14 protein-coding genes are annotated in these 13,854 nt (G+C 29.0%); 10 read left to right on the top strand and 4 right to left on the bottom strand.

Annotated features, from left to right (window positions below; genetic code table 11):
* Positions 1 to 125: 125 nt before the first annotated feature.
* The 3 genes from KEC93_RS04365 to KEC93_RS04375 all read right to left on the bottom strand — a co-directional run bounded on the left by KEC93_RS04365 (position 126) and on the right by KEC93_RS04375 (position 2,070).
* Positions 126 to 929, bottom strand: coding sequence for a hypothetical protein (locus KEC93_RS04365; protein WP_017211749.1), 804 nt, complete (start codon positions 927 to 929; stop codon positions 126 to 128).
* Complete coding sequence (locus tag KEC93_RS04370; protein WP_171787069.1) at positions 923 to 1,627, bottom strand: ABC transporter ATP-binding protein; 705 nt, start codon at positions 1,625 to 1,627, stop codon at positions 923 to 925. The genes KEC93_RS04365 and KEC93_RS04370 overlap by 7 nt, the downstream gene beginning before the upstream one ends.
* Positions 1,628 to 1,701: 74 nt before the next feature.
* A complete protein-coding gene (locus KEC93_RS04375) occupies positions 1,702 to 2,070 on the bottom strand; it encodes a GntR family transcriptional regulator (protein WP_011968135.1) in 369 nt (122 codons plus the stop codon).
* A 223-nt stretch (positions 2,071 to 2,293) separates the two neighbouring features.
* Between KEC93_RS04375 and nadA the strand changes: the two genes are divergently transcribed.
* The 8 genes from nadA (at position 2,294) to KEC93_RS04415 (ending at position 9,014) form a co-directional block, all read left to right on the top strand.
* Entirely contained in the window at positions 2,294 to 3,217 is a 924-nt protein-coding gene (gene nadA, locus KEC93_RS04380) for a quinolinate synthase NadA (protein ID WP_337250455.1), read from the top strand.
* Positions 3,218 to 3,224: 7 nt separating this feature from the next.
* Positions 3,225 to 4,532 carry an L-aspartate oxidase gene (locus KEC93_RS04385; protein WP_077869413.1) on the top strand — a complete coding sequence of 436 codons (1,308 nt, stop codon included), beginning with the start codon at positions 3,225 to 3,227 and terminating at the stop codon, positions 4,530 to 4,532.
* Entirely contained in the window at positions 4,507 to 5,352 is an 846-nt protein-coding gene (gene nadC / locus KEC93_RS04390; RefSeq protein WP_077869414.1) for a carboxylating nicotinate-nucleotide diphosphorylase, read from the top strand. Before KEC93_RS04385 ends, nadC begins: the two co-directional genes overlap by 26 nt.
* A 175-nt stretch (positions 5,353 to 5,527) precedes the next feature.
* A complete protein-coding gene (locus tag KEC93_RS04395) occupies positions 5,528 to 6,262 on the top strand; it encodes an ATP-binding protein (RefSeq protein ID WP_023974031.1) in 735 nt (244 codons plus the stop codon).
* 220 nt (positions 6,263 to 6,482) lie between these two features.
* Positions 6,483 to 6,917, top strand: coding sequence for a universal stress protein (locus KEC93_RS04400; RefSeq protein WP_011968140.1), 435 nt, complete (start codon positions 6,483 to 6,485; stop codon positions 6,915 to 6,917).
* A gap of 314 nt (positions 6,918 to 7,231) precedes the next feature.
* Entirely contained in the window at positions 7,232 to 7,477 is a 246-nt protein-coding gene (locus tag KEC93_RS04405) for a TIGR04540 family protein (RefSeq protein WP_011968141.1), read from the top strand.
* Positions 7,478 to 7,507: 30 nt separating this feature from the next.
* A complete protein-coding gene (gene trpS, locus KEC93_RS04410) occupies positions 7,508 to 8,527 on the top strand; it encodes a tryptophan--tRNA ligase (RefSeq protein WP_023974030.1) in 1,020 nt (339 codons plus the stop codon).
* A 31-nt stretch (positions 8,528 to 8,558) separates the two neighbouring features.
* Positions 8,559 to 9,014: a DUF3284 domain-containing protein gene (locus KEC93_RS04415; protein WP_017211756.1), complete on the top strand. Its 456-nt coding sequence runs from the start codon at positions 8,559 to 8,561 to the stop codon at positions 9,012 to 9,014.
* Positions 9,015 to 9,067: 53 nt separating this feature from the next.
* Here KEC93_RS04415 and KEC93_RS04420 read toward each other — a convergent pair whose 3' ends face one another.
* Complete coding sequence (locus KEC93_RS04420; RefSeq protein ID WP_077869415.1) at positions 9,068 to 10,294, bottom strand: aminopeptidase; 1,227 nt, start codon at positions 10,292 to 10,294, stop codon at positions 9,068 to 9,070.
* Positions 10,295 to 10,607: 313 nt separating this feature from the next.
* Between KEC93_RS04420 and polA the strand changes: the two genes are divergently transcribed.
* Together polA and coaE are read left to right on the top strand one after the other, a co-directional pair.
* Positions 10,608 to 13,211, top strand: a complete 2,604-nt coding sequence (gene polA / locus KEC93_RS04425) for a DNA polymerase I (protein ID WP_077869416.1) — start codon at positions 10,608 to 10,610, stop codon at positions 13,209 to 13,211.
* Positions 13,212 to 13,246: 35 nt separating this feature from the next.
* Complete coding sequence (coaE, locus tag KEC93_RS04430; protein ID WP_023974027.1) at positions 13,247 to 13,846, top strand: dephospho-CoA kinase; 600 nt, start codon at positions 13,247 to 13,249, stop codon at positions 13,844 to 13,846.
* The last annotated feature ends 8 nt before the right edge of the window (positions 13,847 to 13,854 follow it).

A 13,854-nucleotide genomic window follows, 5' to 3' on the forward strand; every position in this document is an offset into this window, starting at 1 on the left:
ATTTCAATAGTCGCTTTTTTAATATTTATAAATAAATATACTATCTTGGTAAGGATTAGTGTTTGTATTTAGCTTTTTATACAAGTTGGCACCATACTAAGATTATATATTTAAAATAGCATTTTTTATTCTAAATTTAATTTATTTTTTAATATATAGCTTGTTATTATGAAATAAACTATTATGAAGATTATATTAAATACTGTGATAGATATTAAAAATAAATTAATAGGCCAAAGAGATTCAATATTTCTTAGTAAATCAGGCAGTCTAGAGGATGAAAAAGCTATCCCAATAGATGAGGATATTGCACCTGCAATTAAATTTAATATTATGAATGCCCCGAAAGATGAAAGAATTCTATGCTTACTAAATATATGCCCAATTGATATAGAAGCATAAATCATACTAATAAATTTTACAAACTGAAATATCATAGCAATTAATAATTCTATAATAATTACATAAATTTGTATTCCTATTTTAGCATAACCTTCTGAAAGAGCCCTAAAAGTTTCAGAAAAGAATTGACCAAAAGCCCTAGGGTCAAATGCCATAATAATTATTGAAAGTATGGCTACAATTCCACTTATTATAGTCCAAAAAGTAGCAATTGAAAGTTTGCTTGTAATGTTTGTGATGGTGCTCACTGGAAGGGTGTTCATTAAATATCCTTCATCACCAAGCAGATTTTTATAAAATCTTTGGATAATTATGAAAAAGGTGACTATGAATACAGCAGCCATAGTACATCCGTATCCAAAGATGCTTAGTATAAATGGGATTGAACCAAATCCTTGAAGTTTATGGGATAGACCAGTTCCGATAAAAATTTTATTAATGATAGCAAATGCTAATAATACTAAATATAGCGGTATAAGGGTTCTGCCAGTTGCTTTTACCTCATACTTCATTAATTTTCCTAACATCTAAATACCTCCCTAAATAGAGCATCAACACTCTTCCCTTCATTTTCTCTTATTTCATCAACACTTTTAGTTAAGAATATATTTCCATATGATATAAAGACTACATCATCTAATATTCTTTCAATGTCAGAAATAAGGTGAGTAGATATAATTATAGTGGCATTTTCATTGTAATTAGTGATTATTGTATTTAAAATATAATCTCTGGCAGCAGGATCAACACCTGCGATAGGTTCATCTAATAAATATAAATCGGCCTCTCTACTCATAACTAAAATAAGTTGTACTTTCTCTTTTGTACCCTTTGACATAGTTTTTAATTTATCATTGGGATTAATGTTAAGTTTTGATAACATATTATAAGCTTTCTCAGGATTGAAATTATCGTAGAAGTCTTGAAAAAAGCTAATAATGTCTGAAACTTTCATCCAGTCATTAAGATAAGTCCTTTCTGGAAGATATGAAACAATTTTCTTTGTTTCAATTCCAGGTTTATTTCCTGATATTAATATTTCTCCATTTGATGGAGTTAAAAGACCATTTGCCAACTTTATTAGTGTGCTTTTACCACTTCCATTTGGACCTAAAAGTCCAACAATTCTGCCACGATTGATTTTTAGATTTATCCCTTTTAATGCCTCAGTATTAGAATAGGTTTTAAATAAATTTTTACATTCTAAAATAGGGACATTATCCATATTGTTATTTGTAAAAGTAGACATTGTATCACTTTCGCTAGAGTTATACAATATTTTATTATCAGCATTATCCATTATTTCATCTCCTTTGATATAATTTCTATAAGTTGGATTGTCTCTTGATTGGTATAACCTATTTTTTCCATATTGTGAAGAAATTTTTCAATTTGATCTCTTGCTAAACCATTTCTTATATTTTTAATCATATTAACGTCCTCCGTAATAAATCTGCCACTAGTTCTTTGAGAAAATACTAAACCAGTTCTCTCAAGTTCTGTTAATGCTTTCTGCATTGTATTAGGATTAACAGCTGCATCACCTGCCATATCTCTAACTGATGGCAATTTTTCACCAGCTTTGTATATGCCAGAAACGATTCTAAGTTGTATTTGTTCCATTAGCTGCATGTAAATTGGTCTATCGTCATTAAAATCCCATGACATAGTCTCACTCCTTCGTAAATTGTACTACTGTATTGTTGTACTAAGTTGTTAATACAATAATACAACTATAACTTTTAGCTGTCAAGAAAAATAAAATGATTTTTTGTAGGTTAAATAAGGCAATGAAATCTGTTGAATATTAAAAATTGTGGTGTTATAATTATTTTCAATGGTGTATATACACCTGTAAAATTAATTAAAAGAGGTGTAAATAAACATGGCGATGGATTTAGCAAAAGAAATATTAAAGTTAAAGAGAGAAAAGAATGCTCTTATTCTTGCACACTATTACCAACCAGGAATTATACAAGACTTAGCAGATTATGTAGGAGATTCTTATTATTTAAGTGAAATAGCTAGAGATTGCAAAGAGGAAGTTATAATGTTTTGCGGGGTTAGATTTATGGCAGAGAGTGCAAAAGTTTTATCACCGAATAAGACTGTTTTAATGCCATGTCCTAGTGCAGGATGTTCTATGGCAGATATGGCAAGCGGCAAGGCTTTATTAGAACTAAAGGAAAAGCATCCAGATGCTTATGTAGTTTGCTATATAAATTCAACGTGTAATGTGAAAGCTCATTGTGATGTAGCTGTGACTTCTTCAAGTGCATTGAAAATATTAAAGAAGATACCTAATAAAAAGATTATGTTTTTACCTGATAGGAATCTAGGTGAATATATATCGGAGTTTTTCCCAGAAAAAGAGTTCATATTATGGGATGGATTTTGTAGGTGCCATAATAAGGTAAGCAGAGAAGATATATTGATTGAAAAAGAAAAGCATATAAATGCAAAAGTATTAGTCCATCCTGAATGCACAAAGGAAATCAGAGATATTGCAGATTATATAGGGAGTACAAGTGGAATAATAGATTATGCGACTAAAGATGAAGGAACCGATTTTATAATAGCGACAGAAGAAGGGATTTTACATGAATTAAAGAAAAAGAATCCTAATAAAAATTTCTTTATACCAGGAGATAAAATATGTTGCCAAGACATGAAAAAGACAACCCTTGAAAATTTGTATGATGCCTTATTAAATATGAAAAATGAAATGATTATAGAAGAAAATGTTAGAAAAAAGGCGTTAAGATCGTTAGAAAATATGCATTTACTTGCATCGCAAGATGTTAGAAGTAATTAGGAAAAATATGAATAAGTTTGTTGATGTTCTAATAATAGGTTCAGGGGTATCAGGTCTTTATTGTGGATTAAATTTAAGGAAAGATTTAAATGTCTTGATTGTATGCAAAGATAAGATTACTTGTAGTAACACTTATCTGGCACAAGGGGGAATATCTGTTGCAAAAGGTGTTGAGGATATTCCACTATATATAGAGGATACTTTAAAAGCAGGAAGATACAAAAATGATTTGGAGGCTGTTGAAACTTTAATTAATGAATCTATGGTTAACGTAGAATCATTGATTGAAATGGGAATTGCTTTTGATAGAAATGAAGATGGAAGTTTAAACTTTACAAAAGAAGGCGCTCATTCTGTAAATAGGATAGTCCATACAAAGGATAATACAGGAGAAAGTACTGCAAAAATTTTAATTGATAAAGTGAAAAAGAGAGAAAATATAAGTGTTTATGAAAATACTCATTTTGTAGATATTATAGAAAAAGAAAATAATTGCATTGGAGCCATGTTAATAAGAGAATATGAGCAAATAAATGTTTATGCAAAAGCTGTTGTATTGGCAACTGGAGGCATAGGTGGATTATTTAATAATTCAACTAATCAGAGAATATTGACAGGAGATGGAATAGCATCAGCAATAAGACACGGTATAGAATTAAAGGATATGGATTATATTCAAATTCATCCGACAGCATTTTATGAAGAAGGTGAAAATAAGAGGAAATTTTTGATATCAGAATCTCTAAGAGGGGAAGGTGGAATTCTTACAAATATAAAAGGGGAAAGATTCATAAATGAGCTTTTGCCGAGAGATGTGGTATCAGAAGCAGTATATAATCAGATAAAAGAGACAGAAGTACCTTATGTAAATTTAGATATAAGGTTTTTGGGAAAAGATTATATCATAAATAGATTTTCAACCATTTATGAGGAATGCTTAAAAAGAGGAACAGATATAACAAAAGAATGTATTAAGGTTTCTCCAGCTCAGCATTTTTTTATGGGAGGAATAAAAGTAGATTTGGATTCTAAAACATCTATGAAAAACCTATATGCAGTTGGAGAGACAAGCTGTACAGGAGTACATGGTGCTAACAGACTCGCAAGTAATTCATTACTTGAAGGACTTGTATTTTCAAGAAGAGCTGCAATATCGATTAACAACATTGTGGATTATTTGGAAATTAAAGTTTTTCCTGTGGAAAGATTAGAAAAATCATGGGACGAATTACAAGAAGAAAATAAAGAGATAACTGTTAGAACTATAAAAGAAAAGGGTGGAAAGTTAGATGATAAATTATTTAGTTATAGATAAAATAATAAAAGATGCACTTATTGAAGATTGTCCAAGCGATGACATAACCACAAATTCAATCATAGGAGAAGAAAGTATCTCTACAGTAGAATTGATTTGCAAGGAAGAAGGCATAGTTGCAGGACTTGAAGTATTTAAAAGAGTATTTGATTTATTAGGAAATGTGGAGATCGAATTTTATAAGCGTGATGGAGATAATGTACATGTAAAAGACAGAATTGCTTTTCTAAAAGGTAATACAAGAAGCTTATTAGTTGGGGAAAGGATTGCTCTAAATTTACTTCAAAGGATGAGTGGAATAGCTACATTAACGAATAGATTTATACAAGAAATAAAACACACAAATGCAAAATTATTAGATACAAGAAAAACAACACCAAATTTAAGGATATTAGAGAAATATTCTGTAAAGATTGGAGGTGGATGTAATCATAGATTTAATTTATCTGATGGTATAATGATTAAAGACAATCATATTAGTGCGGCTGGTGGAATAAAAAGGGCTATAGAGCTAACTAGAAAAAATTCTTCATTTGTTAGAAAAATAGAGGTAGAAACTGAAAATTTAGAAATGGTACAGGAAGCACTATTAGCAGGCGCAGATATAATAATGCTTGACAATATGAGTCTAGAGATAGCTAAAGAAGCAGTTGAAATAATAGGAAAAAGAGCCTTAATAGAATTCTCAGGAAATGTTGAACTAAATAATATTAAAGAAATAGCTGAAATAGGTGTTGATTACATATCTGTAGGAGCATTAACACACTCAGCTAAAATATTGGACTTCAGTTTAAAAAACTTAACATTGTTAGAAAATTAAAAATTGATAATTAATATTTCTGTATCAAATGAAACGGATTTTATATGAACATTCTATTATAATAATTCTATAAGTTAATTGATTTATTTAAATGCTATATTTCAATTATTAATGTATGGTCAAAAATTAATGATTAGTGAATTTAAATGAGTATGAAATGTAGGAGGAGAATTTTATGATAAGAAGAGTTATTAAAATAGATGAAGAGAAATGTAACGGATGTGGTGTTTGTGCAAGTGCCTGTCATGAAGGAGCTATAGGTATAGTAGATGGAAAGGCAAAATTATTAAGGGATGATTATTGTGACGGGCTTGGAGATTGTCTTCCTTCATGTGAAACTAATGCTATTTCTTTCGAAGAGAGAGAAGCAGCTGCTTATGATGAAGAAGCTGTAAAGATAAACATGGAGAAAAGAAATACTGAGCAAAAGAAATTAGAGTTAAACAAGAATCAAACAATTCAATTTGGATGCCCAGGTTCACAATCTAGAATGTTAAGCCATAAGAAGATTGAAGTGAAGGATGCGAGAACTGAGGGTGAGATAGTATCACAATTGAATCAATGGCCTGTGCAGATTAAACTTGTTTCTCCCAATGCAGCATATTTTAATAATGCTAATTTACTTATAGCAGCAGATTGTACAGCCTATGCATATGGAGATTTTCATAATAAGTTTATTAGAAATAAAATTACATTAATAGGATGTCCAAAACTAGATGAGGGAGATTATTCAGAAAAACTAACGACAATTTTGAAGATGAATGATATAAAAAGTGTTACTGTTGTAAGAATGGAAGTTCCATGTTGTGGTGGAATAGAAAATGCTGTGAAAAATGCATTAAAGGCAAGTGATAAAATGATTCCTTGGCAAGTAGTAACTATTTCGACTAATGGAGAAATTATTGAATAAAAATATAAATAAAATAAGGGTATATTTGCATATATAAAAAGTTTTATATGTAGATATGCCCTATAAATTTATAAAAATGATTATTTCAGGGTATACTTAAATTAGAAATGGGAATTTATACAGATAAGTAAAAAATTATATATTCATTAAGGTGAAATAGAGGATATTATTGCTAATGTGTAGAATACTATAATATCGAGATATTTAAGGGGGAGTATATATGAATAAAAGGAAAGTGTTAATACCAATAGACGGAACAGAAAGAAGTATGCATTCTTTAGAATTTGTAAAAGAAATATTTCCCGATAAAGATTCAATTGAAATTATAATAATGAATGTTAAAGAATTAGTACTGATAAATGAAATGATAGTTGCTGATGAGATAAAATTTGCACAAGAATTGGGTGAAGAAATATTACAAGCAGCTAAAGAAAAAATGAAAGATTATAAGACAGAAACTTATTTTACTTTTGGATATCCAGGAGATGAAATAATAAAGAAAGCAAATGAAGAAAATATAGGAGTAATCGTTATGACTAAATCTACTAAAAGAGGTTTAAATCGAATGATTGGCTCAGTAACTACTAATGTTGTCAAACGTGCCAAATGTATTGTAATGATAGTGCCTAATGATTTTTCAATTAGTATTAAATAAGCAAGTTAATCAGTAGGTTTGAAAATTAGAATTTTATAGGCTATCTTAAAAATTGCATTTTAAGGTAGTCTTTATTTTTGAATATAGAATTTTACTATGTATAATGATATAATAAAGCGAAACTTATTTGTTATAATATAAGTATTTATGGAACATTAAGTTAAAGAGTTATATTAAATAATAATTTTAAGGTGGAATTTATTTTAGCTTATATTAATACATGCGGTTAGTTCATAATTTTCAGATAAGGGATGAGAATTTTGAATTGATATAAATTATATAAAAATTATTTTGTTATATTTAAGGAGTAAGAAATGAGAGCAGTTTATAGAAATCCAAGAGAATTAGCAACATGTTTAAAGGACATTGTGGATACATATTATGATGACCTAATTTCATATGAAAAGATGGAAGAAAGAATTATGAAGATAGTTGATGCTAATAGAGAAGCTATATATAAAGAAAAAAATATGTCAGTTAAGATAGCTAATGTCTTAGGAGATAAAAGAGTAGATGTAATTAATAAAGTAGTTGAAAGTAAAACTAAGTCAGAAGTTTAATGAGTTTTGCGGTTTAGGAGTGAATTTGGAATGGGTAAGAAAGTAATATTAACAGGAGATAGACCAACAGGTAAATTACATATAGGACACTATATAGGTTCTTTAAAAAATAGAGTTGTACTTCAAGAATCAGGCTTATATGAAAGTTTTATAATGATTGCAGATCAGCAGGCTTTAACAGACAATGCAAGAAATCCTGAAAAGATAAGAAATAGTTTAACGGAAGTTGCACTCGATTATTTAGCAGTTGGAATTGATCCAAGCAAATCAAATATATTTGTACAATCACAGATACCAGAACTAAATGAATTAACAATGCATTACTTAAATCTTGTTACTTTATCAAGGTTAGAAAGAAATCCAACAGTTAAGCAAGAAATAAAACAGAAAAATTTTGAAAATAGTATTCCGGCAGGGTTTCTTATTTATCCAGTAAGTCAAGCGGCTGATATTACAGCATTTAAAGCAGACACAGTACCAGTTGGAGAAGATCAACTGCCTATGATTGAGCAAACAAGGGAAATCGTTAGAAGTTTTAACTCTATATATGGAGAAGTTCTAGTTGAGCCAGAAGCAGTACTTCCAAGTTCTAATGCAGGAAGATTACCTGGAACGGATGGAAAAGCTAAAATGAGTAAGTCAATAGGAAATTGTATATATCTATCTGATGATGCTGATACGATTAAGAAAAAAGTAATGTCAATGTATACAGATCCTAATCATATAAGAGTAGAAGATCCAGGGCAAATAGAAGGAAATACTGTATTTACTTATCTAGATGTATTTGCAACTGATAAAAATGCTGTTGAAGAAATGAAAGAGCATTATAAGCGTGGTGGTCTTGGTGATGTAAAAGTAAAAAAATACTTAAATGAAATTTTACAGGCTGAATTGGAACCAATAAGAAATAGAAGAATTGAGTTTGAAAAAGATATAGATGCAGTATATAAAATGCTAAAGGATGGTAGCAATAAGGCTAGAGAAGTGGCAGCTAATACTCTTAGAGAAGTTCGAGAAGCAATAGGGATAGAATATTTTACTGGAAAATAATAAAGTAAATTCATTAGAGGGGGAATTCAAAATGAAAGCTATTGGAATATTAAATTATCCAGTAGAAGATGTGTTCCATATTTTTATAAAAAATGCAAAGAAAGATTTTTCGGATTTTAACGAAGAAGATGCGACAGGATGTAAGATTCAAAAGAGTATAAATACTGGTAGACCTAATCCAGTAGAATGTACAGTTGAAATAACAGGATATGCAAAAAATGAAAAATATCAAATTACTACCTCAACTGATTTTACAACATGTATATCCACATATAATTTCAAAGGGCAAAAAGATGGCACAACCAAATTAGTATTTGAAGAAGAACAGTCAACAGATAAGTTTTTTGGATATATGTCATTATGGATTCAAAGATTTATGGCTAGGCGCGCCTTTAAGGCAAAGTATAATAATATTGTAGATGCTCTCAATAATGAATTGAAGACATATGCTAATAATAAAGAACGAAGCAAGCCTAAAAATAAATAATAAAAATACAGGGTTGTAAAATCAATCCTGTATTTTTATTTTATTAAAAAATATTAAACCCAATTACCATTATTAAAAATTTTAATTTCTTCACCAGCTGGTGTAATACCAGTTATATTTGTATCTTTAGTTCCTATCATAAAATCAACATGTATCAACGATACATTTGAACCAGATAGAATTGATTCTTCTCTTGTCATTTTTTCTCCGTTCTTTATGCAGCAAGGATATGAAGAACCAAGAGCTAAATGGCATGAAGCATTTTCGTCATATAATGTATTATAAAAAATTATATTTGAATTTGAAATTGGAGAATTATATGGAACTAAGGCAACCTCACCTAGATATCTTGAACCTTCGTCTGTATTAAGAAGCTCAGTTAAAATATCTAATCCAGTTTCAGCAGAACAAGCTACAACTTTACCATTTTTAAATGTTAATGAAAAATTGTTTATTAAATTTCCACAATAGCTTAAAGGCTTTGAACTAAAAACAATTCCATTTACGTCATCCAATTTAGGGGTAGTATAAACTTCTTCTGTAGGCATATTAGCAATAAATCTCAGACCATCTTGCGTTATATCCTCACCCCCGCACCAAATATGATCTTGAACTAATCCTATTTTTAAATCAGTTCCAAGAGAATTTGTAAAATGAAGATATTTAAATTTATAGGAATTTAATTCTAATACCTTATCATGAAGAAGTTTAGTGTGCTTATTCCATGCATCTATAGGATCGGATTCTTTAAGTCTCATAACAGTAAAAATTGCATCCCATAATTTTTCGATTGCTTCAGATGAGTTAGATTCACTAAAGACTTTTTTTGCCCAGTTTTCAGTTGGAATTGAAACTATGCACCAAGCATTTTTGTTGGAAGTACATGCACTATGATATTTCTCTAAGGCTGTACGTCTGCCTTTTTGGTATGCCGATATTTTATCCGAATCTACATCTTTGAAAATATCTGGATCAGACGCGGAAATACTCAAAAATGCTGCATTGTTTTCTACGTAATAGTCATATTTATCTTTTTCAAATTTTGGCGTAATAGAAAGAATTTCCTTTGAAGAATTATTAAATCGTATCTTATTGAATTTTTCATCATTATAATTTATAACTACATCAGAAGCACCATATTTATAGGCTTCATCTGCAAGTAGTCTTGCAAAGTTACTACACTCAATAGGGCTATTTATAACTAAAAGTCCATCTTTTTGTATATTTACACCTTTGATAATAGCAAGTTTAGCATATTTAGATAAAAGGTTATCTAACAATTATATCACCTCATTACATAATAGATTTTTATAGTACTGGTTAATTTAAAATACTTTGCATTCGGAATTACGGTCTATAATTAACATTATAACAATTTTTGCAAGTTATCTACTATAGTAAAATAAAGAATATACAAAATAAGAATTATTACTAATAATTATGGAAATAATATGAGATAAATTCATTACACAACAAGATACATATATACTTTAAGTTATACAATATAGTATAATGAGTTTAAATAATGACTTGAAGTAGATAATAATATTTCTAGTTGAGTAAATTTTTATGTTAAATTTCAGGAGGTTTCTAATGAAAAAATTATTGGTTTTAGACTCAAATTCACTTATGAATAGGGCTTTTTATGCTTTGCCTCCTCTTACAAATAGTGATGGAATAAATACTAATGCCATTTATGGTTTTATAAATATGCTACTTAAAATGAAGGATGAAATTAATCCAGATAGTATAATTGCTACTTTTGATTTGAAAGCACCAACTTTTAGACATAAAGAGTATTCTGAATATAAAGCAGGTAGGAATAAGATGCCGCCAGAACTTGCGGAACAATTCCCGATTATTAAAGAACTATTTAAGTTAATGGGAATTAAGATATTTGAAGTTGAAGGCTTTGAGGCAGATGATTTGATTGGAACAGTATCAAAATTTGCTGAGGACAATAATACAGAAGTATTTGTAGTTACAGGAGATCGTGATGCACTTCAACTAGCATCAGAAAAAACTAAAATTATAATTACTAAGAAAGGTGTCAGTGAAACTGCTGTTTATGATAAAGAAAGCTTTATGGATGAGTTTGAAGTGACTCCAGAGCAATTTATAGATGTAAAAGGATTAATGGGAGATAAGTCAGATAATATACCAGGCGTTCCAGGAGTGGGAGAAAAGACTGCTTTTAAGCTTATAAAGGAATATGGATCTGTTGAAGAAGTTATTAAAAATATAGATAAAATTTCCGGGAAAAAACTTAAGGAAAATTTAGAAAATAATGTTGAACAAGCAATATTTTCTAAGAAATTAGCTACAATTATGAGAGAAGTTCCAATTGAATTAAATTTAGAAGATATAAGTTCTAGTAATAAAGAAAATATATTAGAAATTAAGAAGATGCTCATTAAACTTGAGATGAAGTCAATACTATCTAAATTTAAAGATGACACAGTTCAGGAAGAATCTAACATTGAAGTGAGAAATATTACTACAATTGAAGATATGAAAGCATTATTTTCAGAGATGAGAAATAGAATTTATATAGATTATACTTTAACTGATGCATCTAAATATTCTAAATTAAAACTTGAATATTTAATATTCGGGGAAGAAAATAAGGGTACTATTATAGATTTTAAAGACATAAGTTCTAAGTATAGTGAAGAAGCTTTAAAAGTTTTGAAAAATCTTATGGAAGATGATAATGTTAAAAAAGTTATTCATGATGGAAAAAACTTTGTTACATTTTTAAATAAAAATCAAATTGAAATAAAGGGATTTGATTTTGATACTGCGATAGCAGCTTATTTAATTGATTCATCAAAGAGTAAATATGAAATTCTAGAACTTGTTAATCATTATATTGGTGATAATCCTAACAGTGAAGACAGCAATATTAAGGCAATTCTTTGCAGTTACTTACCTATGGTTTATGAAAAATTAAAAGAAAATCTTCATAAGGAAAATATGGATCAACTTTATTATGAAGTGGAGCATCCATTAATTTATGTGCTTTCATCCATGGAGAGTATTGGATTTAACATAAATCAAGGTATGTTAGATGAGCTACAGACTAAGTTTAAAAAAGAAATCGATAAGACACAAAAAGAAATATATGAATTAGCGGATGAGGAATTTAATATTAGTTCTCCTAAGCAACTAGGAAAAATATTATTTGAAAAATTGGATTTACCAGTCATTAAGAAAACAAAAACTGGATATTCAACTAACCAAGAAGTTTTAGAGAAGCTAATGAATAAGCATGATATAATACCTAAAATAATGTATTATAGGCAAATCACAAAGATAAATTCTACATATGTAGAAGGTTTAAAAAATGTGGTTGATGAAGATGGGCGTATCCATTCAAACTTCAATCAAACTGTAACTACAACAGGAAGACTATCAAGCACAGAACCTAATTTGCAAAATATTCCTATAAAATATGAAATGGGTAGAGAAATAAGAAAAGTATTTATACCAATGGAAGAAACTGATATACTGGTTTCATGTGACTATTCGCAAATAGAATTAAGGGTATTGGCTCATATTGCTGGAGATGAAAATATGATAGATGCATTTGAGCATCATAGTGATATTCACACAAAAACTGCTTCGGAAGTATTTAAAGTTCCGATAGAAGAGGTTACTTCTCTTATGAGAAGTAGAGCAAAAGCAGTTAATTTTGGGATAGTGTATGGAATAAGTGCGTTTAGCCTTGCAGAAGATTTAAAGATCACAAAGAAAGAAGCAGAAGAATACATGTCTATATATTTAGAAAGATATCCTAAGATAAAAGAATATCTTGAAAATGTTGTAGATGAAGCTAAAGAAAAGGGATATGTATTGACAATTTTAAATAGAAGAAGATTTATTCCAGAGATAAAATCTTCAAATAAAATAGTTAAGGCTTTGGGTGATAGATTGGCAATGAATGCACCAATTCAAGGAAGTGCAGCTGATATAATAAAGCTTGCAATGGTAAATGTTTATAACAGATTAAATGAAAAAGAATTAAAAAGTGAATTAATCCTTCAAGTACACGATGAACTTATTTTAAATGTAAAAAAAGATGAATTTGAAGAAGTTAAAAATTTAGTTGCTTATGAAATGGAAAATGCAATTAAGTTAAAAGTAGCACTTGATGTAGATGTTAATTTTGGAGATACATGGTACGATGCCAAATAATGTATTGTGGAATTAAAAAAGGTGGTTTTTATAAAATGGTTAAAATTGGTTTAACAGGTGGAATCGGCACCGGAAAAAGCACTGTATCAAATATTTTAAGTAAAGAAGGACTAAAAATAATAGATGCAGATTCTATAGCTAAAGAAGTACTTGAAAATAATCCAAAGATATTAGAAATGGTTCGGGCACAATTTGGAGCAGGTTTCTTTGACTGGAGAGGTGAATTTAGAAGGAAAGAATTTGGAAACCACATATTCAGATTTCCTAAACAAAGAATAAAATATGAAAGTATAATTATGCCGTATATTAAACAATCAATTGAAGAAAAGATAAAATTGCACGAACAAAAGAATGAAAAAATAGTAATAATAGATGCTCCTACTTTAATTGAAAATAATATGCATGAGGAAATGGATTATATTGTACTTGTATATGCGGATAATTCAGTTCAAATTCAAAGAGTTATGAATAGAGATAAATTAACTAAAGTTGAAACTGTTAGTAGAATAAATTCTCAAATGTCTATGGAAGAAAAAAAAGAGTTTGCGAATATTATTATTGACAATAATACTGATTTAATCGAATTGCAGAAGCAAGTTTATGATTTTATTGATTTTATAAAACTAATATGCTAAGTAAGGAG

The sequence above is a fragment of the Clostridium beijerinckii genome (assembly GCF_018223745.1).
In the GTDB taxonomy this organism is placed as follows: Bacteria; Bacillota; Clostridia; order Clostridiales; family Clostridiaceae; genus Clostridium; species Clostridium beijerinckii.

Excerpts from the sequence above, each read along its gene's own strand:
- KEC93_RS04365 (WP_017211749.1), bottom strand. The coding sequence starts at position 929 with ATGTTAGGAAAATTAATGAAGTATGAGGTAAAAGCAACTGGCAGAACC.
- KEC93_RS04370 (WP_171787069.1), bottom strand. The coding sequence starts at position 1,627 with ATGGATAATGTCCCTATTTTAGAATGTAAAAATTTATTTAAAACCTAT.
- KEC93_RS04375 (WP_011968135.1), bottom strand. The coding sequence starts at position 2,070 with ATGTCATGGGATTTTAATGACGATAGACCAATTTACATGCAGCTAATG.
- nadA (WP_337250455.1), top strand. The coding sequence starts at position 2,294 with ATGGATTTAGCAAAAGAAATATTAAAGTTAAAGAGAGAAAAGAATGCT.
- KEC93_RS04385 (WP_077869413.1), top strand. The coding sequence starts at position 3,225 with ATGAATAAGTTTGTTGATGTTCTAATAATAGGTTCAGGGGTATCAGGT.
- nadC (WP_077869414.1), top strand. The coding sequence starts at position 4,507 with ATGATAAATTATTTAGTTATAGATAAAATAATAAAAGATGCACTTATT.
- KEC93_RS04395 (WP_023974031.1), top strand. The coding sequence starts at position 5,528 with ATGATAAGAAGAGTTATTAAAATAGATGAAGAGAAATGTAACGGATGT.
- KEC93_RS04400 (WP_011968140.1), top strand. The coding sequence starts at position 6,483 with ATGAATAAAAGGAAAGTGTTAATACCAATAGACGGAACAGAAAGAAGT.
- KEC93_RS04405 (WP_011968141.1), top strand. The coding sequence starts at position 7,232 with ATGAGAGCAGTTTATAGAAATCCAAGAGAATTAGCAACATGTTTAAAG.
- trpS (WP_023974030.1), top strand. The coding sequence starts at position 7,508 with ATGGGTAAGAAAGTAATATTAACAGGAGATAGACCAACAGGTAAATTA.
- KEC93_RS04415 (WP_017211756.1), top strand. The coding sequence starts at position 8,559 with ATGAAAGCTATTGGAATATTAAATTATCCAGTAGAAGATGTGTTCCAT.
- polA (WP_077869416.1), top strand. The coding sequence starts at position 10,608 with ATGAAAAAATTATTGGTTTTAGACTCAAATTCACTTATGAATAGGGCT.
- coaE (WP_023974027.1), top strand. The coding sequence starts at position 13,247 with ATGGTTAAAATTGGTTTAACAGGTGGAATCGGCACCGGAAAAAGCACT.